We start from the raw sequence: 25859 nt of genomic DNA, 5'->3' as shown, positions 1-25859 counted from the left end.
CTTTGTGACAAAGAGTTACACCGTCACTACTTCCGTATACTGTATAAAATCCCTATACTGGATGCATCGACAGTTTAGTGGGTTTTATCATGACGGCGGAAGGTCATCTGCTCTTTTCTCTCGCCTGCGCAGTGTTTGCCAAAAATGCGGAGCTTACACCGGTGCTGGCGCAGGGTGACTGGTGGCATATCGTGCCATCGGCGGTTTTGACCTGCCTGCTGCCGGATATCGATCATCCCAAGTCGCTGCTCGGGCAGCGGCTGAAGTGGATCTCCAAACCCATTGCCCGCGCCTGCGGGCATCGCGGCTTTACCCACAGCCTGCTGGCGGTGTTCGCTGCCCTGACCCTTTTCTACTTAAAAGTGCCGGACAGCTGGCTGATCCCGGCGGACGCTATCCAGGGAATGGTATTGGGCTATCTGAGCCATATTCTGGCCGACATGCTCACTCCGGCGGGCGTTCCCCTGCTGTGGCCCTGCCGCTGGCGTTTTCGCCTGCCGATCCTCCGCCCGCAAAAAGGTAACCAGCTGGAGCGCGCCCTGTGCATGGCGCTGTTCGCCTGGGCGGTGTGGATGCCGCAGACGCTACCGGAAAACGGTGCCGTGCGCTGGTCCTCGCACATGATCAATTCCCTGCAATTTCAGTTCAACCGCTTTATCCATCATCAGATTGAGCGCTAATTCGACAAAGTTAGCGCGTTTGGAATAAACCATTCCATTTGGATATAAGCGACGGGATCACACTTCTGCTAACCTTGCGCCAACAAGGTCGGACTGATACCGATCTGATATTAAATCAGGAGAACGGGGATGAATTTTCCATTAATCGCGAACATCGTGGTGTTCGTCGGCTTACTGCTGTTGCTGGCGCAGGCGCGTCATAAACAGTGGAGCCTGGCCAAAAAAGTGCTGGTCGGTCTGGTGATGGGCGTGGTCTTTGGCCTGGCGCTGCAGGCCATTTACGGTTCCAGCAACCCGGTGCTGAAAGAGTCTATCCAGTGGTTTAACGTGGTCGGCAACGGCTATGTGCAGCTGCTGCAGATGATCGTCATGCCGCTGGTCTTCGCCTCTATTCTGAGCGCGGTGGCCCGTCTGCATAACGCCTCACAGCTGGGTAAAATCAGCTTCCTGACCATCGGTACGCTGCTGTTTACTACCCTTATCGCGGCGCTGGTCGGCGTGCTGGTCACCAACCTGTTTGGCCTGACGGCAGAAGGCCTGGTGCAGGGCACCGCGGAAACCGCGCGTCTGACCGCCATCGAGACCAACTATGCGGGTAAAGTGGCGGATCTCACCGTTCCGCAGATGCTGCTCTCCTTTATCCCGAAAAACCCGTTTGCCGATCTGACCGGTGCCAACCCGACGTCCATCATCAGCGTGGTGATCTTCGCCGCCTTCCTCGGCGTGGCTGCACTGAAGCTGCTGAAAGATGACGCCCCGAAAGGCCAGCGCGTGCTGACCGCCATCGACACCCTGCAGAGCTGGGTGATGAAGCTGGTGCGTCTGGTGATGCAGCTGACCCCGTACGGCGTCCTGGCGCTGATGACCAAAGTGGTTGCCGGCTCTAACCTGCAGGACATCATCAAGCTGGGCAGCTTCGTGGTTGCATCTTACCTCGGTCTGGGCATCATGTTTGTGGTTCACGCCATTCTGCTGACTGTGAACGGCGTAAGCCCGCTGAAATACTTCCGCAAAGTGTGGCCGGTGCTGACCTTCGCCTTTACCAGCCGCTCCAGCGCAGCCTCCATTCCGCTGAACGTGGAAGCGCAGACCCGTCGTCTGGGCGTGCCGGAATCCATCGCCAGCTTCTCCGCCTCCTTCGGCGCGACCATTGGTCAGAACGGTTGTGCAGGTCTCTACCCGGCCATGCTGGCGGTAATGGTTGCCCCAACGGTAGGCATTAACCCGCTGGATCCGGTGTGGATCGCAACTCTGGTCGGGATTGTGACCGTGAGCTCTGCCGGTGTAGCCGGTGTGGGCGGCGGCGCAACCTTCGCGGCGCTGATTGTCCTGCCTGCGCTGGGTCTGCCGGTAACGCTGGTGGCGCTGCTGATCTCCGTTGAACCGCTGATCGACATGGGCCGTACCGCGCTGAACGTCAGCGGCTCCATGACCGCCGGGACGCTGACCAGCCAGTGGCTGAAGCAGACCGACAAAGCCGTTCTGGAAAGCGAAGACGACGCGGAACTCGCGCACCGTTAATCGCTCCCGGAACGAAAAAAGCCCATTAGTTTCCTGATGGGCTTTTTTTATGCCTGCGGAATTTACCAGGTGTATTTCACCCCGAGACCACCCTCAATGCTGCGGTAGTCACTGCCGCCCTGCTGGGTGCCGACGTTCGCCCACATGCTCCACTGGTTATTGAATTTCGCTTCCACGCCACCCTTCACTTCGTAGCGGTGTTTCGGCGTATCAGATTCCAGACGGGTGCTGTCCATTTTTACGCTGTCGGTATAGCCGTTATAGAGCCAGTTGGCTTCGATGAACGGTTGCCACTGGCGACCCTCGCGGTCGGAAGAGTAGCCGTACACCCTCACCCCGAGACGGTTGCTGAACCCACCATCGTTCATTTTGACTTTAGTACCGTTGTCCTCTTTCACGTCGTCCGCATCGTAATGGGTGTAGATCACCTGCTCCTGCGGCTGAATGAAGAAACTCATCAGCTCCGTGTTATAGACGTTAAAGGCCCAGCCGCCTTCAACTGACACGGCCTGGGTGGTGCTGTCGTATTTCTGTTCCGGCAGCCCCTGCCCGTTCACTTTGTTGTTGTACCAGCCATACTGCGTCCAGGTATCGATGTACGGCCCGGTCCCCTGTGGCCGCCCGTCGGCAAACCAGGTGCCGTACAGCCCTACGCTGTAACCGTCCACTTCGCTGCGCGCCACCGTGTCCTGGCCATCGCTCTGGTTACGGGTTCTCGCCGAGCCGTAGCCCGCCATCACCCCCACCTGCCAGCGGTTCTGCACCTGCAGGTTGCTGGCGAGATCGAACCCGAGCTGCAGGCCGTTGCTCCAGGTGTCCTGACCAATCTGGCCCGCGCTGCGGCTGTCGGTACGGCTGCCGAAGGTGCGGATCCACGCCGACGGGGCGTCAACCTGCTGCCCGTTCCCGGTGACGAACAGGCTCTCCCCCAGACGATCGTGCAGGCTGTGGGTAAACATATCCATCGCCGCACTCTGGTTACCCAGATACGCCCCCGCTTCCGGACGAATCGGCACTACCGGCTGCTCAACGGGCACCCGCAGATACCAGTCGCCGTCGTTGCTGGTCGGTGTGCCTTTTAACAGCTGATAGTCATAGGTACCGGCCACCACACGGTTGGCGAGGGTGAAGTCGCCGTTCGACGCGCCGTTTACCTCAATCACCTGGATGCCGTTGACGGTCGGGGCCCCGCTTCCGCCTCTGTTGTTGACGATAACATCGGTATGACCGCTGGTATCGCCCTGCACAATCAGCTTGTCGGTTTGCGAATCATCGCCGCCGAGCACCGTATTGAGCACCAGCGTACTCTGGGCGGCGTAGTTCCCGGTCACCGTCAGGGTGTTGCCGACGGTATTGCCCGCCAGATTGACGACGTTGAAGTTGTTCAGGTTGCCCTGAATCGTCAGATTGCCTGCACCACCGGTCAGCGACGTAATGGCATCACCCGCGGAGACAGTACCCCGGCTGGTGACATCGCCCACAATGGTGCCGTAACCGCCAAGCGTTGCCCCCTCATCCACAGTGACCGCACCGCCGCCGGAGAGCGCCGCCGCGCTGTTATCCAGCGCCAGGGTACCGGCTTCGACGTGCGTTCCGCCGGTATGGGCATAATCGCTGCCAAGCGTGACCATCCCGGTGCCCGCTTTGGTTAACAGACCGCTGCCGCTCATGGCATTCGCGAACGCCCAGGTATCACTCGCGTCCAGCACCAGTTCGCCATCGTTGGTGATAGCGGCGCTGCCGAGGTTCGACGGCTGCTGCACCGTCAGACGGTTGGCGGCGTCAATATCGACGGTGCCGTTAAACCCGGCATTATTCCCGGTGAGCGACACATCGCTGCCGTTGGCCAGGTTCATCGTGCCCGCACCCTGCACCGCATTGGCGAAGGATCCGCTTACCGTATCCAGCACCAGCGTGCCGTCAAGGGCGACATCACCGCTGCCAAGCGCGCCGCCGTCTTTCAGCCGCGCCGTGGCACCGCTGGCAATATCTACCGCCGCGCTAAGGTCGTCGTTGGCATTGCTGATAGTCAGTTCACCGCCGGTCAGGTTCAGATTGCCGCCGCCGGTCAAGGCCCCGTCGCTCTGCCCGCCGTTGGTGATGGTCAGCGCGCCACCATCCAGCGCCAGGGTACTGCCCGCCGCACCGTTCAACGCCCCGATGGTCTGGCTAAAGCCGTTGAGATCCGTTGTGGCGTCAGCCGCGATATTCAGGGCGCGGGTTTGTCCGAGGGTGTTATTTCCCCCGAGCTGAACAGTGCCGCTGGTGACGGTGGTTTGCCCCTGATAATCGTTGGCGGTATTGGCAAGCGTAAGGGTGTCATCGTTGGCCCGGAACTCGAAATCACCCACCCCGGTCAGTTTCGCACCGAGGGTGTTGTCCGTCGCGCCCGTAGTGTCAATCACCGCCGTCGACTGGCTGTTCAGCACCTTCAGCATATAGCCCGCGTAGAGTCCCGGGCCGCCAGGGGCATTCGCCCCCGCAGTCATGACGGCGGTATATCCATAGGTGGCCAGCACATCGTCGTGACCAAAGCCGTCGGAGACCTGATCGACTTCATCCGCCGGGGCGGCCCCGTCCAGCAGCAGGGTAAGTTGCGTCCCTTCCGAGCTGACGGTTGTGGCTTTCACCACCTGAATGCCGTTATCCACCTCGTTATCCTGATCGAGGAAGTTATCGTCCGGTTTTGTTGATGGAGGCAACTCGCCGGCCCGCAGATTCACCACGCCCACCTCAGACGTGCTGGTGGCCGGATCGACGTTCAGGTTATTGACCGTCAGAATATCGGCCGTCGATGGCGTCTTCATCGCCACATCCAGCAGCCCGCCATTAAAGGTCAGGTTGCCGATAGTCTGGTCGCTGGTCAGAGTGGCCGTGGCATCAGCCCCCAGGAAGAGCGTTGCAGCGGATAAGGCGCTGGTATTGTCGCCTTCCAGCGCCAGCGTGCCACGAGCCAGCGCCAGAGTACCGCTAAACGCGTTGCCCGCCGTGGCCGCGAAATTAAAGGCGTCGCTGACGCTGCCCATGGTCGCGGCGAGCAGGCCGCTGCCGGTCAAGGCATTAACAAAGGTAAACCCGCCGCTGGCCGGACTGACGTTCAGGATGCCGTCTAACTGCACCGGCGAAGCACCGAGATTCTCCTGGGTGGTGATGGTCGCCCCGCCGCTGGAGGTGATATCCCAGCTACCGCTAAAGCCGCTGTTGTCCCCGGCAAGAGTGGTTTGATTAGCACTGACGCGGTTGATCCCCGAGCCGGTAATGTTGGTCGTAAGGGTATTGCCAGCGCCGAGCACATCCAGCACGCCGTTATTGGCGACCGCATTGCTAAAGATGCCATCAGCGAACGAGAGCGCCAGCGTCGCGCCGCTGTTTACTGTGGCGGCGCTGGTGCCGAGGGCGGCAACATTCGCCGCGTTCAGCGTACCCGCGCTTACCGTTGTCGCCCCGCTGTAGCTGTTCGCGCCGGTGAGGGTGGTCTGGCTGCCGCTTACCTGTTCAACGGTCCCCGTACCGCTAATTTCTCCGCCGTAGCTCCAGTCGCCGCGGTTGAACTGCAGCGCGCCGTTGTTAACGATATTTCCGGCGACGCTGCCGTCGGCAGTGCCTTCCCCGATGCTGACCGTCCCGGCGTTGATCACCACCGGCCCGGTGACGGCAACGTCATTGTTGATAAACAGCGTCCCGGCCCCGTCCTGATGCAGTTCCCCGCTGCCCACCACCGCACCCGGCAGGACGACGTCATCGCTGCGATTAAAGGTCAGAATGCCGTTGTCAACGATCGGCCCGGCAACGCTGCCTGTGGTTCCGCCTGCCCCCACCTGCATCGTTGCCCCGGTGTTGATGTTGGTTAAGCCGGTGTAGGTATTGGCCCCCGTCATGATCAGCGTGCCGCCGGAGAGGGTCAGGTTGCCGAGCGCGCCGCTGGCGACCCCGCCAAAGGTCCCACCGTTGCTGATGGTCAGGTTACCGCCGTCAATCGCCAGCCCGCCGTCGCCCGCCAGCGCGCCGATGGTCTGGGTCATCCCGTTGATGTTGGTACTGGTGCCGCTGTTGATGGTGAGCAGGCTGGTGTTACCCAGCGCCTGGTTGCTGCCCAGACGCAGCGTTCCCCCGGAGACAGTGGTTGTCCCGGTGTAGTTGTTGCCGCTGTTACTGAGCGTGACGGTCTGCAGCCCCGCCGCGCTGGCGTTCACGTCCAGGTTTCCGCTGCCGGTCACCTGCGCCGAGAGGGTGGCCGCTGCGCCAACGGTGCCCGCATCCGCCGCCAGGTGCAGGGTCTGGGCGTTGATCAGATCCAGCGTGGTTAAGCCGTACTGGATATAGAGGCCGTCGTTATTGGTTCCGGTGCTCAGGGCATAGTTGTAGGTGGCATTCGCCACGGCGGTGCCCCCTTCGGTTACCGCAAACTGCTGCGGATCGCTGATGGCGTTACCGTCGTGATCGGTCAGGGTCAGGTTGCCTGCCGTTCCGGTTACCGTGCCGGAGGCGGAGACCAGCTGAGAGAGGATCGCCTGGTCATCCTCTTCCATCAGGTTCTGCCCCGACGGTGCCGGGTTAGGCACGCCGGATGTGGGCGCTTCGGTGCGGATCTGGCCGCTGGTCAGGGTTAAATTGCCCACCGCCACCGAGCCATCCGGCTGGCCTGGAGGCACCTGGCCGTTGAAGACCAGCGCCCCGCCGTTCATCGTCAGATTTCCGATGGTCTGGGTTCCCGTGCCGACGGTCGCCAGGCTGTTAGCGTCGAGCTGCAGCGTGGCCCCGGTCAGAGTAGTGGTGTTGTCTCCCGACAGGTTAAACAGGCTTTGCCCCAGCTGGAGCGTGCCGGTATAGGCACTGCCCACGGCGTTATCAAACGCAAAGGTGCTGCCGCTGGCGAGGGCGACGTTCATCAGACCGTTGCCGGTCAGGGTGTTAGTAAAGGTGTAATCGCCGGTCGGTGGCGCAATATTCAGCGCGCCGTTCAGCTGCACTGCGGCATCGGCCAGATTTTGCGAGGCCGCCACGTTCGCCGACGCGCCGCTGGTGATATCCCAGGTGCCGGTAAAGAGGGTGTTATCCCCGCCGAGGGTCGTATTTTGCGCGCTGATGCGGTTAATCCCGGCCCCGGAGATGGCCCTGTTGAGGGTATTTCCCGCTCCCGTCACGTCCAGCAGCCCGGCATTAGCAATGGCGTTGGCAAAGGTGCCGTTAGTGAACGAGAGCAGCAGCGCCGCGCCGCTGTTGACGGTCGCCGCCCCGGTTCCCAGCGCGCTGGCGTTTGTCGCGTTTAGCGTGCCCGCTTCAACGGTGGTTCCGCCGGTGTAGGCATTGGTTCCGACGATCAGGGTTGTTCCGCTGCCCCGCTGCACCACGTTGCCGTCTCCGCCAAGGGTGTTCGCCACGGTCAGGAGATTACTGCGATTGAATGCCAGGGTTGCGCCGGTGTCGATCGTCACCGCGCTCCCGGCGGCAAGCCCGCCGCTGGTGCCGCCGTCGCCCAACTGCAACGTACCCTGCTGCACGGTGGTCGCGCCGGTATAGGTGTTTGTTCCGGTCAGGGAGGTGGTGCCGGTCGCGGAGCTGTTCTGGGTCAGGGTGCCGGAGCCGCTTATCGCGCCCGCCAGCGTCACGTCGTCAGAACGGTTAACCACCATGGCCGCGTTGTTGACCACGTCGCCCACAATCGAGCCGCTGGTGCCGCCCGCCCCCAGCTGCAATGTGCCGCCGCTCAGCGTGGTGCCGCCGGTCCAGGTATTGTCGCCGGTGAGGATCCAGGTGCCGGTCCCCGCAGAGGTAACCGGCCCGGAACCGCCGATCACACCCGCGTAAGTGACGTCTCCGGCGGTGTTCACCGTCAGGGCATTCGCCCCCAGCGTGACGTTACCCGCGCCATTGAGGTTATTCACGCTCTGGTCAAAACCGTTCAGATCAAATGCCGTTCCCGCGTTCAGCGTGAGCTGGCTACTGTCATCAATGATGTTAGCTGCGCCCGCACGCAGTATGCCGCCCGTAACCGTGGTGGCCCCGGTATAAGCATTGCTGGCATTGGTGAGGGTGATGGCGTCGGTGGCATTAATCGCCAGATCTCCGCTGCCGATGATGGCCGCTTTCATGTCCGCCGCCCCGGCAGGGGTGGTGGTATCGCCGGAGAGGGTCAGGGTCTGGCCCGCCTGCACATCAAGCTGGTTGAGGGTAAACCCGACGCCCAGCCCGTTGGTATTGTTCAGGCTGTAACCGTAGGTGCCGATGGCAACCGTGGCCCCGTTCTGAGCGATATTCACCTGCGAGCTGCTGAGCGCGTTGCCCAGCAGATCCGTCAGGGTCAGATTCGCCGCAGAACCGCTGGTGTTGGCGGCGGTAATCAGCTGCTCGCCTGCGCCTTCATCCTCGATCAGCAGATTGCCGCCGCTGGCTGCCACCTGTGTGGGGTCGATCTGCACCGTCCCGGCGGTCAAGGTTAGCGCACCGGTGTTTACCACGCCGGTGGGCATATTGGCGAAGATCATCGTGCCGCCGTTCAGCGTCAGGTTGCCGATATTCTGCGTCCCCGCGCCGACGGTAGTGGTGTTGCCGCTATCCAGCTGCAGGGTGGCGTTGGTCAAGGTGCTGGTGTTATCGCCCGAGAGGGCAAAATTGCTCTGCCCGAGCCGGAGTGTCCCGGTATAGGCGCTGCCGACGGCGTTATCAAAGTTAAAGGCACTGCCGCTGGTCAGCGTGGCGGTCATCAGCCCGGCCCCGGTCAGGGGACTGGTGAAGGTGTAAGGCCCGCTGGCGATATTCAGGGTGCCATCAAGCTGAACCGCAGCAGTATCACCCAGGTTCTGCGCAGCCGTGATGTTTGCGGCGGCACCCGTGAGAATATTCCAGTTGCCGGTAAATCCGCTGTTATCGCCTCCCAACACCGTCCCTGCCGCGCTGATGCGGTTTTCTCCTGCCCCGGTAATGGCGCTGTTGAGGGTGTTATTCGCGCCGGTCACCTTAACAAGCCCGGCGTTGGCGATGGTGTTGGTCAGGGTCCCGCCGGTAAAGGTGAGATTGGCCGTTGCGCCGCTGCTGACCGTTGCGGCACCCGTCCCCATGGCGGTGGCATTGGCCACGTTCAGCGTCCCCGCGTTTACCGCGGTGCCACCGGCATAGCTGTTCGCCCCGCTTAAGGTCGTTGCCCCGGTGCCGTTCTGAGTAACCGTACCCGAACCACTGATGGTGCCATCAAGGGTGAGGGCATCGGAGCGATTGACGATCAGAGCGCCGCTGTTGGTAATATTCCCGGTGATTGCCCCGCTGGTTCCGCCCGCGCCCAGCTGCAAAACCCCTGTATCTATGGTTGTACCGCCGGTCCAGTTATTGTTACCCGTCAGGATCCAGGTTCCCGCCCCCGCTGCGGTGACCGCCCCGCTGCCGGTAATGGTCCCGGCGTAGGCAACGCTGCCGGTGGTATTTTCCGTCAGGGCATTGGCCCCCAGCGTGACGTTACCCGCCCCGGTCAGATTATTCACGCTCTGATCGAAACCATTCAAATCGAAGGCTGTGCCGCTGTTTAAATTCAGCTGGCTGCTGTCGTCAATCACATTGACGGCACCAGCGCGAAGTACGCCACTGTTTACCGTCGTGGTGCCGGTAAAGGTGTTGCCTGCATTGGTCAGGGTAATCGCATCGGTGGCGTTGATCGCCAGATTGCCCGCCCCGGTTATTAGCGCCTTCATATCCGCCGCACCGGCCGGGGTGGTGGTATCCCCGGAGAGGGTCAGGGTCTGCGCCGCCTGCAGATCGAGCTGGTTCAGGGTATAACCGACGCCCAGCCCGTTAGTGTCGTTGAGGCCGAAATTGCCATAGGTGGCAATCGCAACGGTGCTACCGCCCTGGGTGATGTTCGCCTGTGAGGTTGAGGAAGAGTCAATCGCATTTCCCGCCAGATCCTGCAGTGTCAGATTGGCCGACGAGCCGGTATTGCCGGTCGAGGTGATTAACTGGGTGCCCGTGCCCTCGTCAGCCAGCAGTAAATTGCTGGTATTGTTAGCGGCGATGACCGTCGGATCAACGCGCACCGTTCCGGAGGTCTTATCCAGCTGTCCGGTATTAATCACCCCTGTCGGCAGGTTATTGAAGCTGAGAATACCGCCGTTAAGGGTCAGGTTGCCGATAGCCTGGGTGCCGCTGCCCACCGTCGTGATGCTGCCGGTATCCAGCTGCAACCGGGCGTTGGTTAATGCCAGGGTGTTGTTACCGGCGAGGTTGAAAGTGCCCGGCCCCATCGCCAGCACCCCGGTAAACAGCGTTCCGACGCTACTGGCGAAATCAAAGGGAGTGCCCCCTACAAGCGAAACGGTTAACGTACCCGCCCCGGAAAGGGCGTTCGCCAGGGTGAAGCCGCCCGCCGTCGGCGCAATGTTCAGAATGCCGTTTAACTGCACGGCCCCGGTGCCGAGGTTATTACTGGCTGTGATATCCATCGAACCACTATTGAGGATATTCCAGAGGCCGGAAAATCCGCTGTTATCTGCCGCAATGACGGTATCAGTCGCGCTGATGCGGTTCTCGCCCGCCCCGGTAATCACGCTGTTGAGCGTGTTCCCCGCGCCGGTGACGTTCAGCAGCCCGCCGTTGGCAATGGCGTTGGCAAAGGTGCCAGCACCGAAGGAGAGCACCAGCGTCCCGCCGCTGTTGATTGCAACATCGCCCGTGCCCAGGGCTCCGGCATTGCCTGCATTCAGAGTGCCGCCATCAACAGTCGACCCGCCCGTATAGGTGTTCGCGCTGCTGAGAATGGTTTCGCCGCTTCCCGCCTGGTTAACCAGCCCGTCTCCACTTATCACGCCAGCAAAGGTGGAACTGTCCGTGCGGGAGAAACGCAGCGTGCCGTTATCAATGATATTGCCCGTGACGCTGCCGCTGGCGGAATTATTCCCCAACTGGAATATGGCGTCCGGGTTAATAGTTGTACCGCCCCCTGTTCCGCTGTGGGTCAGGGCGCCATTCAGAATCAAGGTACCACTTTGAATCAGCAGTGAATCTGCCGTGGTGCCGGATGTACTGTAGGTTGTACCGTTCAACAGCCAGGCAAGACCTGGATCCGCCGCGCTGGTAATACTTGCCAGACCCGTGACGTTCCCGCCCAGTGCACCTTGCCCGTTTAACGTTAATGTATTTCCGCTGCCGCTTGAGGTGATATTTCCCCCGATTTCGGTGCCGGTATTAAAAATGACAGTATTATTGTTACCGCCCAGCGAGATTGCCGTGCCGCCGGTACCGGTGATCGCGCCGCTATTGGTGAGCGTATTGCCAGCCGATCCTATGTAAATACCGGCATTGCCGCTGATGATTCCCGCATTGGTAATATCAACCGTACCAGAACTACCAATATCAATCCCATTATTAGAAGTACTGGTTGAATTGATAACCCCGCCAGCCTGGTTATTAATGACGGCATTTCCACTATCACGTACCCAAATTCCGTTATGAAGCACATTAATATTACCGGCATTGGTCAGGGTCCCAGTACCGCTATCAACAATAATGCCGTATCCTCCGCCAATCGACGACGATGCATCACCGTTATAGACGGTTGTGCCGGAGCTTAAATAGACCGAAGTGCCGCCACCGGTACCGCTTACCGATCCGCTGCTATTTATTGTGCCGCCGTTGGTGAGAAATATCCCGTCACTGCTGCTGGCCACGGACCCGGTGCTTAGTATGTTTATCGTTCCGCCTTGATTGAGCTTAATACCTGCAGCGTTGCCGCCGGATCCGCCCCCGGTAGTGGTGACATCTCCGCCGAGATTAAGCACGGTTCCCCCCGTCAACGATCCCAGGTTCAGACCAAAACCTGCTCCGTTAACCGTTGCGCCATCATCAACGGTCACCTGCCAGTCCTGCGTGACATCGCCGGTAATAGCACTACCCGATGTGACGGTAATTGCATTAGGCGAAGGCATCACAAAGGGTTCAGTTCCGGATAGGGTAAAAGTCGTGCTTTGACTGGGAATAATAGTGTCGGCGTACACGGGCAGGGATGCCAGGACCAATACAGGGATCGCGTTTCGGATCGCGACAGTGAGACGAGAAAGAGTAAATCCCGTCATCATTGAGGTGTGGGTTTTATTCATTTTTCTGTCCAGATAGTATTAGAAAAAGACGCAACACTAAAAGGATAGAATTAAACGCATGAAATATTACATTATATTTCCCAATGTAAATCAAAAAGTTAAATCACGCGCTAAAAAAGCCATTGAAAAGATTACCAAAAGTAAATAGAGAGAAGGTATGAATTTAAAAAAATAATTAATGCCCAATGGGAATAAAACAATAATTTGCTATAGACAATAATTATCCTGTAATCCCGTTAATTAACGGGATCACCATGACACAGAATAATTAATCCTGAATATCTTCGTCCTGCCGGACCTGAACCGCCCAGCGCTGGGCAGACTCCGGCACAGTAAACGCCGGGGAACGACGAAAACGTTCGCCGATCAGTACAAAAGCCACATATTTACCGCGTAACAGCCAGACGTCACGAAAGCCATCCATTTTAGTGGCGTGGTCGGGCGGCGCGGGTTCAACGCGGGGCTGATAGCTGATTACAGGACGATTTTGTTGGCGAAGAGGTTTCATAAGCAGCGGGTTCACTAAACAAACTTAAAAATCAGTAAATTCCTATCATAGCCGATTGCCCCTTCTGCGTCGCGCCCCACGTGCCAGCTGAAGCGTAAGCGGTAGTCCGAAATTGGGTATTCACCCAGCTTATAACCCTTAATGTTCTATAGTTATTGGGTTTTAAGGCAAATACGACCGCGTTTCAGCAATGAAAACAGGAGACGAGTGCAATGTCGCAAAATGATAAGACACATAAACCCGAACAATCCCCGCTTCACGACGCCCATGAAGCAGAGCCCGGAATGGACTCGCTGGCCCCGGCGGACGGTTCTCACCTCGCCAGCCCGGTCCCTACGCCACCGGGCCAGGAGCCCACAGCGCCCGGCAGCCTGAAGGCACCCGATACCGGCAACCAGAAACTGAATGCGCTGGATGAAGTCCGCAAAGGCGGCGAGAACTTCCCGCTGACCACTAACCAGGGGGTGCGCATCGCGGACGATCAGAACTCCCTGCGCGCCGGAACCCGCGGCCCGACCCTGCTGGAAGACTTTATCCTGCGGGAGAAGATCACTCACTTTGACCATGAGCGCATCCCGGAGCGTATTGTGCACGCCCGTGGTTCGGCCGCGCACGGCTATTTTCAGCCGTATAAAAACCTGAGCGATTTAACTAAAGCCGATTTCCTCTCCGACCCGGATAAAATTACCCCGGTCTTTGTCCGTTTCTCTACGGTGCAGGGCGGCGCAGGCTCCGCCGATACGGTGCGTGATATTCGCGGCTTCGCCACCAAGTTTTACACCGAAGAGGGCGTTTTTGATCTGGTGGGCAACAACACGCCGATCTTCTTTATTCAGGACGCACACAAGTTCCCCGATTTTGTACACGCGGTAAAACCAGAGCCGCACTGGGCGATCCCGCAGGGTCAGAGCGCGCACGACACCTTCTGGGATTATGTCTCCCTGCAGCCGGAAACCCTGCACAACGTGATGTGGGCGATGTCTGACCGCGGTATTCCGCGCAGCTATCGCACCATGGAAGGCTTTGGCATCCACACCTTCCGCCTGATCAATGCCGAAGGCAAAGCCACCTTTGTGCGCTTCCACTGGAAGCCGGTGGCCGGTAAAGCCTCGCTGGTGTGGGATGAGGCGCAGAAGCTTACCGGGCGCGATCCGGACTTCCACCGCCGCGATCTCTGGGAATCCATTGAGGCGGGCGACTTCCCGGAATTTGAGCTCGGTTTCCAGTTGATCCCGGAAGAGGACGAGTTCAAATTCGACTTTGATCTTCTCGACCCTACCAAGCTGATCCCCGAAGAGCTGGTGCCGGTGCAGCTGGTGGGCAAAATGGTGCTCAACCGTAACCCGGACAACTTCTTTGCCGAGAACGAACAGGCCGCCTTCCACCCGGGGCATATCGTTCCGGGGCTGGACTTCACTAACGACCCGCTGCTGCAGGGGCGTCTGTTCTCCTACACCGATACGCAGATCAGCCGCCTCGGCGGGCCAAACTTCCACGAAATCCCGATCAACAAACCAACCTGTCCCTACCATAACTTCCAGCGGGACGGGATGCACCGCATGGAGATCGACACCAACCCGGCCAACTACGAGCCGAACTCGATCAACGACAACTGGCCGCGCGAAACACCGCCGGGGCCAAAACGCGGCGGCTTTGAGTCGTATCAGGAGCGCGTGGAAGGGACCAAAATCCGCGAGCGCAGCCCCTCCTTCGCCGAATACTACGCCCACCCACGCCTGTTCTGGCACAGCCAGACGCCGGTGGAGCAGGAGCATATTATCGGTGCCTTCAGCTTTGAGCTGAGCAAGGTGGTGCGCACCTACATCCGCGAGCGGGTGGTGGATCAGCTGGCACATATTGATATCACCCTGGCCCAGGGCGTGGCGGACAATCTGGGTATCACCCTGACCGACGAGCAGCGCAACCTTGTTCCGCCGCAGGATGTGAACGGCTTGAAAAAGGATCCGTCCCTCAGCCTGTATGCCGTTCCCGGCGGCGATATCAAAGGTCGCGTGGTGGCCGTGTTGCTGAACGATAAGCCTCGCGCCAGCGATGTGCTGGCGGTGCTGCAGGCGCTGAAGGCCAAAGGCGTGCATGCGAAGCTGCTCTACTCGCGAATGGGTGAAGTCATTGCCGACGACGGCTCGGTGCTGCCGGTGGCCGGAACCTTCGCCGGTTCTCCGTCGCTGACCGTGGATGCGGTGGTGGTGCCGTGCGGGGATATTCAGAGCCTTCTCACTAACGGCGATGCGGCCTATTACCTGCTGGAAGCCTATAAGCACCTCAAGCCGATTGCGCTGGCAGGCGATGCCCGTCAGTTCAAGCCGCTGCTGAAGGTGGCGGATCAGGGCGAAGAAGGGATTATCGAAGGCGATACGGCGGCAGGCGCGTTTATGGATGAACTGACGCTGCTGATGGCGGCGCACCGGGTGTGGTCCCGCAGCAGTAAAATCGCGGCCATTCCGGCGTAAAAAAAGCCGGGTGGCGGCTACGCCTTACCCGGCCTACGTTTCGGTGCTTTTGTAGACATTGTAGGCCGGGTAAGCGCAAGCGCCACCCGGCGTTTCCTCACAGATCCCTGAACGTTCCCAACCGGTACCCGCGCTCGGCAATGGCATATTTCAGCGATGTCGAGGTGAGCACGTCCAGCTCCGTCAGTCGCGGCCAGCAGTAGGCGCTTTTACGGATGGTGTTATCGATAAACGCCGGATGTGCCATCACCTCCAGCGAGCGCTCTCCCTTCTGCACTGACTCATCCAGCACGCGTAAAAACAGCGCTTCACTGATGTCATCGCCATAGAACGCGCTGCTGAAACCGTCCGTGGTGCGCGGCAGGCCGGCATCCCGTTCGATCCCTTCAACCTGAGGATCCACCCGTAATGCCACCCCTTTGCGACGGGCAAATTCGGCCACCAGCGGGAAGATGGCCGGGATCATGTGCACATGGTGATGGCTGTCGATATGGGTCGGTTCGCGCCCGAAGAGATCGACGAAGCGATTGAACTGACAGTCCAGCTCGCGGGCGATCTCCTCCAGCGGCAGCGTCCCCTGCTCTGCCATCTCCCAGATCCACTTGCCGAGCACGCCGTCCCGGGTCAGCCCCGGCATGGAGGTCAGCGGCATGCCGAGGGTCAGCACAAAGTGCATGCCTACCCCCAGCTCAGGCAGATCCCGGCTGAGCGCCGCAGCGTGCTCAACGGCATCGCCGTTAACCATCGCGGTGGTGGAGGTCACCACCCCATTCCGGCAGGCGTCCAGGATGCCGTAGTTCTGCCCTTTTGAGAGGCCAAAATCATCGGCATTGACGATCAGCAGATATTCCATAGCGATCCCTCTCAGTGCTGCTCGCTTTTCAGTTTATCGACGGTGCCAGCGAAGTTCGGCAGCCATTTTTCATGGGCCAGAATCAGGTCGCGCGCCAGCTTCTCGGCATCGCGATCGGATTGCACCAGCGGGCTCAGGTTCAGGGCCAGCAGCACGTCGTTCAGCTCGCCGCTGATGGCCGCCTGGCTTGCCGCCACCTCAAAGCCCTTGATGGTGTGGATAAGCCCCATCACCTTGTCATCGAAATGGGTCAGGCGAGGATGCGGTTTTGCCCCGTCGCGGCCCAGAATACAGGTCATCTCCACCGCCCAGTCCGCCGGAATGTTATCAATATGGCCGTGGTGCGGCACGTTGACGTAGTGTTCCGCCTGCTTGTCGTTGTAGATGGCGTTGATCACTTCACAGGCCGCGTCGGAGTAGTAAGCCCCGCCGCGCTGCTCCAGCTCTTTCGGCTTCACGTTCAGATCCGGGTTCTTATACAGATCGAAAAGCTGTTTTTCTACCTTCTGTACGACCTGCGCGCGGGCACCGCCTTTGTAGTACTCGCCCATCTCAATCGCCAGCATCTCTTTCAGCTTGAAGTAGTAAAGCAGATAGGAGCACGGGAGCAGGTTCAGGGAGCGGATCAGCCCTTCGCTGAACGGCAGGTCGAAAATGTTCTTCACCGAGCTCGCTTTCAGGGTGCCGCTCGCCACGCCGTCCAGCAGCTCCGCGAAGCGTGACTTGCCGTTAACCAGCACGTCTTTGATGAACACCATGTGGTTCAGGCCAAACAGGTCGATGGAAAGCTCGTCGCTGTCGGTCAGGGCCAGCACGTCGCGAATAAACATCTTCATGCCGATAGGAATGTTGCAGACGCCGATAAAGCGTTTGAAATCCGTGTGGCGATAGACCGCTTCGGTCACCATTCCGGCCGGGTTGGTGAAGTTGATTACCCACGCCTGCGGGCAGATCTCCTGCACGTCTTTAATGATGTCGAACACCACCGGAATGGTACGCAGCCCTTTGAACAGGCCGCCTGCCCCGTTGGTCTCCTGGCCCAGATAGCCATAGCTCAGCGGGATACGCTCATCCAGCTCGCGGGCCTTCAGCTGGCCGACGCGCAGCTGGGTGGTGACGAAATCGGCATCCTTCAGCGCCTGGCGGCGGTCGAGGGTTTTATGCACGGTCATCGGCACGCCCGCTTTTTTCACCATGCGCTGGCAGAGGTCAAAAATAATATCCAGCTTCTCCTGGCCCTCGGCCACGTCAACCAGCCACAATTCGCTGACCGGCAGTTCATGGTAACGCTTGAGGAAGCCTTCCAGTAATTCCGGGGTATAGCTGCTTCCGCCGCCGATGGTCACTACTTTAAGTTTCTTTTGCATAATATTCTCCCTGGGCGATCCGCCTTTTGAGTATAGCGGTCCCTTCCCATCTATTTTGGGCAATCATTTAAATCAATATTCCCGGCGGTAATACCGCCGGACGTTAATTAATAACCGTGAGGTTTTTCCGGTAGCTGTTAGGTGTAAATGAGGTCAATTTCTTAAAGGTCTTAATAAACAGACTCGGACTGCTGTAACCGGATTCGTAAGCAATATCCGTCACCGAATAGTTGGTAATTTCCAGCTGTTTTCTGGCGAAATTGATCCGTATTTCATTAATAATCTGCACCGGCGTTTTCTGATAATAACGCTGGGTCGCACGGGTCAGGTATTCCTGCGATTTACCCGACAGCGCCACCATATTTTCCAGCGCGTTTTCACCAAAACGCAGCTTGTCGTGCATCATTTCAACGGTGGTGCGCAGCCATTGGGGGATATCGTCAGTTGCCTGCTGCTCTTCGCGATAGTGGCGAAGGCGGTTGACGACGTAAAAGGTCACCGTTTCAATAAATTCATCGAACTCATTGTCACGGAAGTTAAGCGAGGCAATCACGGTGTCGATCCAGTTCAGGAATTCACTTTTAACATGATAAACCTGCGAGGCCACAAAGCAGAACGGCAGCAGCGGCGAGTAGTGGGTTTCGAAGAAGCGTTTACTGATGCCGACGTTGAGAATGCGCGTGGCGCCAAAATCATAAAAGCTCTGATGGTGCGACCCCATCGGGATAAAGACAAAGTCCCCGCGCTCCAGCAGCACCCGCTTGCCGTTGATCTCCTGGAAATAGCGGCCGGTCAGCACAATGGTGAACTCATAGTAGTCATGCTGATGCAGACCGCTGATGCTCTCCACCTTGTTGTAGATAAACACATGAAAATTTTTACCATTGAACAGCTGTTGTTCCCGGGCGGTAGTGATTTCCATGGCGCTGACCTCCTGCTATCAGACTGATTTACTGCATTTTCTCGTGAAGTTCGATGAGTTCCGCCACCAGCTCACGGGCCAGCATGGAGGTCATCAGATGGTCCTGGGCGTGTACCAGCACCAGGCTCACCTTCATTTTACCTTCACCCTGATCGCTTTCGATCAGTTTTGTTTGCACCAGATGGGCTTCATTCAGTGCGGTGCGCGACTGGGCCATCATCTCTTTGGCGGAATCGAAATCGCCCTGCTTGGCTTTTTTCAGCGCCGCGTATGCCAGGCTGCGCGCCTGTCCGGAGTTGATGATAAGCCCCATCACCACTTCTTCAAGATCGTTCTCTGCTACGTCTTCTGGCTCTGCTACAACATTCTCTAAATCAAACATCTCTTGTTCTCCTGTACTGACGCGGGTTGCCCCGCGTCATACGACATCAGAATTTCAGTGCGAGGGCGATATCTTCTTCGCTCTCTTCTTCATCAATGGTGGTCTGGGCCTTGTTGGCGATGGCGACAAACGGCATGTAGAGCAGGGTTGCCACACCAAGGTTGAATATCGCTAACAGGAATGCCGCGACGCTGCCGTTGGTGTTGAAGAAGGCGCCCAGACCGGCTGGCATGGTCCACGGTGCGATGTTAGTGATAGGCGGGATAATGCCCAGGTAGTACGCCGTCAGGGTAATGGCGGCCAGCAGCGGCTGCACCAGGATGAACGGAATGAACATAACCGGGTTCATGATGATCGGCATACCGAACAGGATGGGCTCGTTAATCTGGAAGATGCCTGACGGCAGGGCCAGTTTCGCCACCTGACGGTGATCCGCACGACGGGAGGTGATAAACACCGCGATAATCAGACCCAGCGTCGCCCCGGTACCGCCCAGGAAGATGTAGGAGTCGAGCATCGGTTTCGCCCAGACGTGGAAGGTCTTGCCTGCCGCCAGCGCCGCGTCAACGGAGCCGTACTGCTGGTAGAGTGCCACGTTTTCCAGCGCCCATGGGGTCATGATGCCGCTGTCCAGCGCGGCCAGCGCCAGGGAACCGTGAACACCGAAGAACCACAGCAGGGAGGTGAAGATGACGTAAGCCCAGCCCACGACCCCACCCATGGATGCCAGCGGTGTGGAGATGGTATCCATAATGATCTGGTGGAAGTTGGTGCCCCAGTGAGAGAGCGCCCAGGCGATGGTCCCCATGATGGAGAGAATAATGAAGCCTGGGATCAGCGCTGAGAAGGAGCGCGACACCGATGCCGGGACGCTGTCCGGCAAGCGGATCACCCAGTTGCGACGAATAATAAAGGTAAACATTTCCGCCACGACCAGACCGATCACAATACCGGAAATAATGTTCGCCCCGCCCAGCCAGTTGGCACCCACCGCGTAAGCTTCACCGACGCTGTAAGGGGTCACGGTCATAAAGGCAGCGACAGATAATAAACCGGCGGCCAGCGAGTCGACTTTACGCTCTTCCGCCAGCGCCATCCCGATAAAGAAAGGCGCCATCAGCGACATAATACCCAGCGTACCGTTGTACACATTGCCGCCGATGGCCTTGAAACCATTTAACGTTTCAATAGTTGAGGGATCTAAACGAACACCTAATGAATAGAAAAATGAACCATCACCGAAGCTCAGAAAAACGTTGTTAATTAAAACGAACATGGCACCGGCCAGGGTTAACGGCATTACCTTAATAAAACCGTTTTTAATGGCGTTGACATGCGGTTGCTTTCCTATTTTAACTGCAAAAGGAAGGAGTACCTTTTCAAGCGCAGCAATAAATCTACTCATAGAAAATGCCCTTAAATGCCGCAATAATATTGCGGCGTAAGTGTGTGTGAAATTGCTCTTTGACGGGAAAAATAAAAAATTAAATTAATTAGCAGCTTTTTTAATTGCCGCTACAGCAGCTTTAAGAACACCCAAACCATCCACTTTGCCGTACAGCACAGAGTCGATCACTTCCACCGGTTTATTCGGTAACAGACGTTGAATTTCCGGCAACATATACGCAATTTGCGGACCCAGCAGCACGACGTCTGCGCTGGTGCCCTTCTCACCCGCCAGGGTTTCCGGGAAGGCTTCAATCACAACCGGCACTTCGTACTTCTCTGCCTGCGCGCGCATCTTTGACACCAGCAGTGACGTTGACATGCCCGCTGAGCAAAACAGATAGATATGTTTCTTTTCCATAATGACTTCCCTCTTATATGGCCACCGCGTTAGCCGCGATATCAGCGCCGTTACCTGGCGTCTCGTCTCGCTGGCCTGTCTGATGGGATGAGTATACGGCAAGGGAATTGCTGGGGATAATCCAGAATGTTTTGGAATTGTCTCTCATTGACCTGCGGTTATGACTGCCTTCACATTTCAGGCAAATAATTCGCGATAAGAAATAAGATTGCGGGGCGGCAAAAAGAAAACCGGCCAGAGGGCCGGTTTGTCTGTCTGCTCAGGAAGGAGCCTGATTAGGCTTTAGGCGCCTGTGGATCGGTGTCGTATTCGGCACAGGTCTGATAGCCGGAGTTCATAACGTGACCTGTGTCATCTAATGCAACAAAATAGGTCTCGGTTTTACCATCCCGTTGACCCAGGATGTAGGTCTGGCAGGTACCGCGAGCGTGTATCATCGTCACCTCTGATGACGGCTTGCCGGCCAGTTGCTCAACCTGAGCACGGGTCATCCCTTTTTTAACGTCTTTTACTACTGGCTCTTTAAACTGATCTGTTGTGCGGTCATAGGCGGTACAGCCCGCCAGTAAAGTCAGTACAGCCGCTGCGCCTAACATTCCTGCTACGTTCTTGTTCATATTCCGTCCTCTTGTTTATCAGCGTGTTAAGTAAGCCTGGAATAGAAAACCACATTTTTCAACCCTAAGCGTGACGGCAGAGTTTTTTAGGAAAATTCCTGTAAAACCAATATAACCTGCTGAATCGCTCTAATTCGCTGCATTCAAATCTGTGATCCTTGTCGTTTTCCGCATGACAGGTTAGCTTTAACAGAACATTCATCAGGCAAATTTGTGTAACGGAGGGGCCAGATGGCTCTACAACAAGAGATTATCCAGGCGCTGGGTGCCAAACCCACCATCAATGCGGAAGACGAGATCCGCCGCAGCGTTGATTTTTTGAAATCCTATCTAACCCGCTTCCCGTTCCTGAAGACGCTGGTGCTGGGCATCAGCGGCGGACAGGACTCCACGCTCGCCGGTAAACTCAGCCAGATGGCTATCAGCGAACTGCGTGCAGAGACAGGCAACAACGACCTGCAGTTTATCGCCGTGCGCCTGCCTTACGGCGTACAGTTCGACGAGCAGGACTGTCAGGATGCCATCGCCTTTATTCAGCCCGATCGCGTGTTGACCGTAAACATTAAAGAAGCGGTGCTGGCCAGCGAAAAAGCGCTGCGTGAAGCCGGCATTGAGCTGAGCGATTTTGTCCGCGGCAACGAAAAAGCCCGCGAGCGTATGAAAGCCCAGTACAGCATCGCCGGGATGACCAGCGGCGTGGTGGTGGGTACCGACCATGCCGCAGAGGCGCTGACCGGCTTCTTCACCAAATATGGCGACGGCGGCACCGACATCAACCCGCTGTTCCGTCTCAACAAGCGCCAGGGCAAACAGCTGCTGGCCGCGCTGGGCTGCCCGGAGCATCTGTATAAGAAAGCCCCAACCGCGGACCTGGAAGACGATCGCCCTTCCCTGCCAGACGAAGCCGCGCTGGGCGTGACCTATGAAAACATTGATGATTATCTGGAAGGCAAGACCCTGGACGAAGGCACCGCCCGCATTATTGAAGGCTGGTACCTGAAGACCGAGCACAAACGTCGCCCGCCGATCACGGTATTCGACGACTTCTGGAAACAGTAATTCTGCAGGGGCGGCGTCTGCCGCCTCTTTTTTAACCACATAACTGCTGCTACACTGTATGCCTGAACAGTATCAGGAGTATGTTGTGAGCAGGCGTCAATCGGCACCGCGGCTTGAATTCGAAGCGGCCGCCATCTATGAGTATCCCGAACATCTGCGCCCGTGGCTTGAGGCTCTGCCCAAACAGCCTGGCGTCTACTTCTTTCATGGCGAAAGCGACGCCATGCCCCTGTATATCGGCAAGAGCGTCAATATTCGCAGCCGGGTGCTGTCGCATCTGCGCACCCCGGACGAGGCCGCCATGCTGCGCCAGTCCCGGCGGATCACCTGGACGCAAACCGCCGGTGAGCTGGGCGCGCTGCTGCTGGAAGCGCGTTTAATCAAGGAGCAGCAGCCGCTGTTCAATAAACGGTTACGCCGCAATCGCCAGCTCTGCTCGCTGCAGATCACCGAGGGCAAACCGCAGATTGTGTACGCCCGGGAGGTGGATTTCTCCCACACCCCAAACCTGTTTGGCCTGTTTGCTAACCGCCGGGCGGCGCTGCAAACCCTGCAGGCGCTGGCCGATGAGCGCCAGCTCTGTTATGGCCTGCTCGGGCTGGAGTCGTTAACCCGCGGGCGGGCCTGTTTCCGTTCGGCGCTGAAGCGTTGTGCGGGGGCGTGCTGCGGAAAAGAGAGCGTTGAGGATCACCAGCAGCGGCTGGTTGAAGGGTTGCAGGCGATTGGCGTCACCTGCTGGCCGTGGGACTGCGCCGTGGCGCTGAAAGAGTCGCGCCCGGAGATGACCCACTACCATATCATCCATAACTGGCTCTGGCTGGGCGCGGTGGAAAGCCTCGACGAGGCGGCGGAACTGCTGCGCGCCCCCGCCGGTTTTGATCAGGATGGGTATAAAATTCTCTGCAAGCCGCTGCTGGCCGGGAACTATGAGATCATTCCGCTCAGTGACCTGGAAGCCAGAAAATCTCGCTGAACAGCAGGGTGCCCTCTGCCTTGAGCAGCCGCAGGGTGTGATCGCCGTCATGCCAGTACGCGCCCTGGTCGGCGGTGAGCAATTTGTCGCCCAACTGCCAGGCCCCGCTCAGCACAAAGACCACCCCGCCGCGTGACGCAAAGGTGGTGAAGGTGCGATCCGCCACCCGCACCTTCGCCCGACAGATGTCCCGGCGGGTCATGATGTTAAAGTCCATCGACATCTGCCCTTCCAGCAGCTCCGCCTTGACAGGCAACTCTCCGGCAAAGCTGAAGGGCTGATGACGTCGCAGGGTGTGGTTAAACGCCTGCCCGCCATCCAGCTTCACTTCACCCCCTTCCAGCAGGGTAATCACCCGGTCGATGCCGGGCGAAACGGAAAAATCGCCGTTGCTGGCAAGGGACGCAATACTGGCGCGCCAGGTAAAGTCCCGGGTTGCCGGAGGGAAACAACATATTTCGCGCGTCTCGCCTGCGCCGTTGCGCCAGAGGTTAACCGGCATTTTGCGGATATCAAAAAAGTCCATCACCACTCCAAATGGCGCAATGCGCGCCAGAGCACCCCGCCGGGGGCGGTTGCTTATTGTTTGTTATCATTAGGTCGCTGCGGATCAATATCGGCAGATGTGCGGGTGGGCCTTAGTCCGACGATGAAAAAAAGTAACGTCAGACATTTCAAACACATTCTGCAGATCGATAACAGGAGAATACCGGGATGGCGGCGGCTGGCAAGAGGCAGGAAAAGAAAAAACCGCCGGACCTGTCCACAGCGAATACGCTTGGGTGAACAGGACTCCGGCGGTCTTGAATGGCTGAACCGATTATTCGGCTGGTGGGGTCATTTTACCTTCCGGCGCTGAACGTTCTGTCAGACGCTTCTCAAAATTGGCATTAAACTGCTTTTTCTGTTCCGGGGTAAGAATGTTGTAGATCTTGTTCTGGGTTTCCATGTGCGCCAGCATGCGGGCTTTATGCTGCTCGGCCATCTTATCCACCTGCGCCTCTGCTTTCGCTTTATCGAAGCTGTCGCTGGCGATGATGTCATGCATTGCGCGGCGCTCTTCTACCGGCGGACGCTTCATCTGGTCACGCTGGCTTTTCATGATGTCGCGAACCTGCTGTTTCTGCGCATCGGTCAGGTTCAGGTCTTTAAACATCATGTCGTGATGCATACCCGGCTTACCTTTATGATGCATCATTTTGCCTTCGGTCGGTGCTGCCGTGGTGGTGGCGGTATCTGCGGCGAACGCCGCGCTGGTAGCGCCCAGAGCCAGGGTAGAGGCAACAAACAGTGCAGTTAATTTACGCATAATTTTGTCCTTCCTTTCAGTTATTCTTCGGCGCTATGCCGTGTTGACGAGATTCACTTTACGGGGTTTATCGTCAATTAGTCAGAGCAACAGTAAAACAATGAAAGTGTAAAAAACAAATTATCGTCAAATATGGAGAAAATAAGGATAAAGCGTGGAGAGTTGAAACAGAAATATGCAATAACATGATTTTAAAGAGATTGTGAAGGAGTATACCGACAAACAGATTAATAATAAAGCAAACAGCCAGGAATAATCTGTAATAAAAGCAGTGATAAAGAAATGAGTGCGTGAATAACCGGCCCCGCCGCGTTGCGCTTATTGGGGCCAGGTATTTATCAGCCGATTTTTTCCAGCATCAGCCCGGCGCGTAAGCCAAAGGCCACTGCCGGATTGGGGAACAGCACGTACTCGGTCGGCTTTTGCACCTCGTAGCGCTCGTCCCCGTCCTCTGCCAGTAAAACGCCCTGGCGGAAAGGGGTAAAGTTGAGGGTATGCCCGGCCATATGCAGGACAAAGGCCTCGCTGCGCCGGGTGATCTGCTGCACCACCCGATACTGTTCCACCGGCTCAGCGTGCGGCGTCGAGGCCACACCGCTCAGCAACGCCCGCAGCGCCTGATGGGTGGTGGCAAATCGCGTCAGATCGTTATGCCCGAACGGCAGCGCTTTCCCCAGCTCCAGCGTGCATGCCAGCGCGCCAAAACGTTCGCAGGTGAAATGGGTAAAGGTACCGCCAGGTGCCTGATGAAACACCAGCGCTTCAAGCCCGGCATCCCCCAGCCACTCAATAAAGGCCTCGTCCCAGGGCTGACTGCGCTGGGGCAGCACGCCAAATCGCTCATGATAAGAGGCACGAATGGCGGTATGCAGATCGAGGTGCCAGCGATCGGCCCCCGCCTGCTGGTAAAAGGCTTCAACCAGCGTCTCCAGCAACGCCGCCCGTTCGGTCTCATCGCAGGCCGGGAACTGCGCTCCGCGCCCGCTGAACAGGCGATTGATGTCGCAGGTCAGGTAGCGCTTGTCGGCCCGCAGCGCCGGAGGATTGCCGTAGATGACCAGCAGACGGCAGCGCAGGGTCAGTTCACCGCGAAACAGCGCCCTGACCAGCAGATCGACAATCTCCACCGGGGCCGTTTCGTTGCCGTGGATCCCGGCGGAGAGCACCAGCGCACGCTCGCTTGCCACCTCCGGGATTAGCTCCAGCACGCCGCGTGCCAGCCAGCGCCAGTGAAACGACGCCCCGTTGCCTTCGCGCTGGGCGGGGATTTCATCGGCTATCGTCAGCGCCAGAAAGTTTTCCATAACG

Annotated in this window: 17 protein-coding genes; 5 read left to right on the top strand and 12 right to left on the bottom strand. The window is 58.0% G+C overall.

The features are described 5' to 3' along the window. Window positions 1–89: 89 nt before the first annotated feature. Both FFB58_RS01615 and FFB58_RS01610 read left to right on the top strand, forming a co-directional pair. Entirely contained in the window at window positions 90–680 is a 591-nt protein-coding gene (locus FFB58_RS01615) for a metal-dependent hydrolase (RefSeq protein WP_039029065.1), read from the top strand. 129 nt (window positions 681–809) lie between these two features. Continuing rightward, window positions 810–2201, top strand: coding sequence for an L-cystine transporter (locus tag FFB58_RS01610; protein ID WP_039029064.1), 1392 nt, complete (start codon window positions 810–812; stop codon window positions 2199–2201). A gap of 62 nt (window positions 2202–2263) precedes the next feature. Here FFB58_RS01610 and FFB58_RS01605 read toward each other — a convergent pair whose 3' ends face one another. Both FFB58_RS01605 and cedA read right to left on the bottom strand, forming a co-directional pair. Then, the gene (locus FFB58_RS01605; protein ID WP_171029917.1) at window positions 2264–12112 is read right to left on the bottom strand and encodes an autotransporter outer membrane beta-barrel domain-containing protein; all 9849 of its coding nucleotides are present in this window, start codon (window positions 12110–12112) and stop codon (window positions 2264–2266) included. 439 nt (window positions 12113–12551) lie between these two features. Then, complete coding sequence (gene cedA, locus FFB58_RS01600) at window positions 12552–12806, bottom strand: cell division activator CedA (protein WP_072036627.1); 255 nt, start codon at window positions 12804–12806, stop codon at window positions 12552–12554. A gap of 197 nt (window positions 12807–13003) precedes the next feature. On the opposite strand from cedA, the gene katE reads away from it, so the two are divergent. Then, complete coding sequence (gene katE, locus FFB58_RS01595) at window positions 13004–15262, top strand: catalase HPII (protein WP_138368777.1); 2259 nt, start codon at window positions 13004–13006, stop codon at window positions 15260–15262. A gap of 97 nt (window positions 15263–15359) precedes the next feature. Here katE and chbG read toward each other — a convergent pair whose 3' ends face one another. The 7 genes from chbG to osmE form a co-directional block, all read right to left on the bottom strand. Then, window positions 15360–16115 carry a chitin disaccharide deacetylase gene (gene chbG / locus FFB58_RS01590; RefSeq protein WP_138368776.1) on the bottom strand — a complete coding sequence of 252 codons (756 nt, stop codon included), beginning with the start codon at window positions 16113–16115 and terminating at the stop codon, window positions 15360–15362. Between the two features lie 11 nt (window positions 16116–16126). Beyond that, the gene (locus tag FFB58_RS01585) at window positions 16127–17482 is read right to left on the bottom strand and encodes a 6-phospho-beta-glucosidase (RefSeq protein WP_138368775.1); all 1356 of its coding nucleotides are present in this window, start codon (window positions 17480–17482) and stop codon (window positions 16127–16129) included. A gap of 103 nt (window positions 17483–17585) precedes the next feature. Continuing rightward, window positions 17586–18404: a transcriptional regulator ChbR gene (gene chbR, locus FFB58_RS01580; RefSeq protein WP_039029058.1), complete on the bottom strand. Its 819-nt coding sequence runs from the start codon at window positions 18402–18404 to the stop codon at window positions 17586–17588. Window positions 18405–18432: 28 nt separating this feature from the next. Beyond that, a complete protein-coding gene (chbA, locus tag FFB58_RS01575; protein ID WP_039029057.1) occupies window positions 18433–18786 on the bottom strand; it encodes a PTS N,N'-diacetylchitobiose transporter subunit IIA in 354 nt (117 codons plus the stop codon). A 46-nt stretch (window positions 18787–18832) separates the two neighbouring features. Next, window positions 18833–20191: a PTS N,N'-diacetylchitobiose transporter subunit IIC gene (chbC, locus tag FFB58_RS01570; protein ID WP_039029056.1), complete on the bottom strand. Its 1359-nt coding sequence runs from the start codon at window positions 20189–20191 to the stop codon at window positions 18833–18835. A gap of 84 nt (window positions 20192–20275) precedes the next feature. Further along, entirely contained in the window at window positions 20276–20593 is a 318-nt protein-coding gene (chbB, locus tag FFB58_RS01565; RefSeq protein WP_039029055.1) for a PTS N,N'-diacetylchitobiose transporter subunit IIB, read from the bottom strand. 275 nt (window positions 20594–20868) lie between these two features. Then, window positions 20869–21210, bottom strand: a complete 342-nt coding sequence (osmE, locus tag FFB58_RS01560; protein WP_039029054.1) for an osmotically-inducible lipoprotein OsmE — start codon at window positions 21208–21210, stop codon at window positions 20869–20871. A gap of 231 nt (window positions 21211–21441) precedes the next feature. Here osmE and nadE point away from each other — a divergent pair, with 231 nt between their 5' ends. Next, window positions 21442–22269, top strand: a complete 828-nt coding sequence (gene nadE / locus FFB58_RS01555; RefSeq protein WP_039029053.1) for an ammonia-dependent NAD(+) synthetase — start codon at window positions 21442–21444, stop codon at window positions 22267–22269. A gap of 85 nt (window positions 22270–22354) precedes the next feature. Beyond that, entirely contained in the window at window positions 22355–23242 is an 888-nt protein-coding gene (cho, locus tag FFB58_RS01550; RefSeq protein WP_138368774.1) for an excinuclease Cho, read from the top strand. Here cho and ves read toward each other — a convergent pair. From ves to astE, 3 genes are all read right to left on the bottom strand, one after another. After that, window positions 23211–23768 carry an environmental stress-induced protein Ves gene (gene ves, locus FFB58_RS01545; RefSeq protein WP_138368773.1) on the bottom strand — a complete coding sequence of 186 codons (558 nt, stop codon included), beginning with the start codon at window positions 23766–23768 and terminating at the stop codon, window positions 23211–23213. The genes cho and ves overlap by 32 nt on opposite strands. Window positions 23769–24062: 294 nt before the next feature. Next, the gene (spy, locus tag FFB58_RS01540; protein WP_039029050.1) at window positions 24063–24551 is read right to left on the bottom strand and encodes an ATP-independent periplasmic protein-refolding chaperone Spy; all 489 of its coding nucleotides are present in this window, start codon (window positions 24549–24551) and stop codon (window positions 24063–24065) included. A 338-nt stretch (window positions 24552–24889) separates the two neighbouring features. After that, window positions 24890–25855 (bottom strand): succinylglutamate desuccinylase, encoded by a 966-nt coding sequence (gene astE / locus FFB58_RS01535; protein WP_138368772.1) that lies wholly within the window; start codon window positions 25853–25855, stop codon window positions 24890–24892. Window positions 25856–25859 lie beyond the last annotated feature (4 nt).

Origin of the sequence: Enterobacter sp. MF024 (assembly GCF_005843915.1) — a bacterium.
In the GTDB taxonomy this organism is placed as follows: Bacteria; Pseudomonadota; Gammaproteobacteria; order Enterobacterales; family Enterobacteriaceae; genus Enterobacter; species Enterobacter barmai.
The sequence above is the reverse complement of the archived record's forward strand: the minus strand, read 5'-3'. Positions and strand labels throughout refer to the sequence as shown.

Bases quoted from the DNA above. Each gene is read 5' to 3' on its own strand.
- FFB58_RS01615 (WP_039029065.1), top strand. From the start codon at position 90: ATGACGGCGGAAGGTCATCTGCTCTTTTCTCTCGCCTGCGCAGTGTTT.
- FFB58_RS01610 (WP_039029064.1), top strand. From the start codon at position 810: ATGAATTTTCCATTAATCGCGAACATCGTGGTGTTCGTCGGCTTACTG.
- FFB58_RS01605 (WP_171029917.1), bottom strand. From the start codon at position 12,112: ATGCCTTCGCCTAATGCAATTACCGTCACATCGGGTAGTGCTATTACC.
- katE (WP_138368777.1), top strand. From the start codon at position 13,004: ATGTCGCAAAATGATAAGACACATAAACCCGAACAATCCCCGCTTCAC.
- chbG (WP_138368776.1), bottom strand. From the start codon at position 16,115: ATGGAATATCTGCTGATCGTCAATGCCGATGATTTTGGCCTCTCAAAA.
- FFB58_RS01585 (WP_138368775.1), bottom strand. From the start codon at position 17,482: ATGCAAAAGAAACTTAAAGTAGTGACCATCGGCGGCGGAAGCAGCTAT.
- chbR (WP_039029058.1), bottom strand. From the start codon at position 18,404: ATGGAAATCACTACCGCCCGGGAACAACAGCTGTTCAATGGTAAAAAT.
- chbA (WP_039029057.1), bottom strand. From the start codon at position 18,786: ATGTTTGATTTAGAGAATGTTGTAGCAGAGCCAGAAGACGTAGCAGAG.
- chbC (WP_039029056.1), bottom strand. From the start codon at position 20,191: ATGAGTAGATTTATTGCTGCGCTTGAAAAGGTACTCCTTCCTTTTGCA.
- chbB (WP_039029055.1), bottom strand. From the start codon at position 20,593: ATGGAAAAGAAACATATCTATCTGTTTTGCTCAGCGGGCATGTCAACG.
- osmE (WP_039029054.1), bottom strand. From the start codon at position 21,210: ATGAACAAGAACGTAGCAGGAATGTTAGGCGCAGCGGCTGTACTGACT.
- nadE (WP_039029053.1), top strand. From the start codon at position 21,442: ATGGCTCTACAACAAGAGATTATCCAGGCGCTGGGTGCCAAACCCACC.
- ves (WP_138368773.1), bottom strand. From the start codon at position 23,768: ATGGACTTTTTTGATATCCGCAAAATGCCGGTTAACCTCTGGCGCAAC.
- spy (WP_039029050.1), bottom strand. From the start codon at position 24,551: ATGCGTAAATTAACTGCACTGTTTGTTGCCTCTACCCTGGCTCTGGGC.
- astE (WP_138368772.1), bottom strand. From the start codon at position 25,855: ATGGAAAACTTTCTGGCGCTGACGATAGCCGATGAAATCCCCGCCCAG.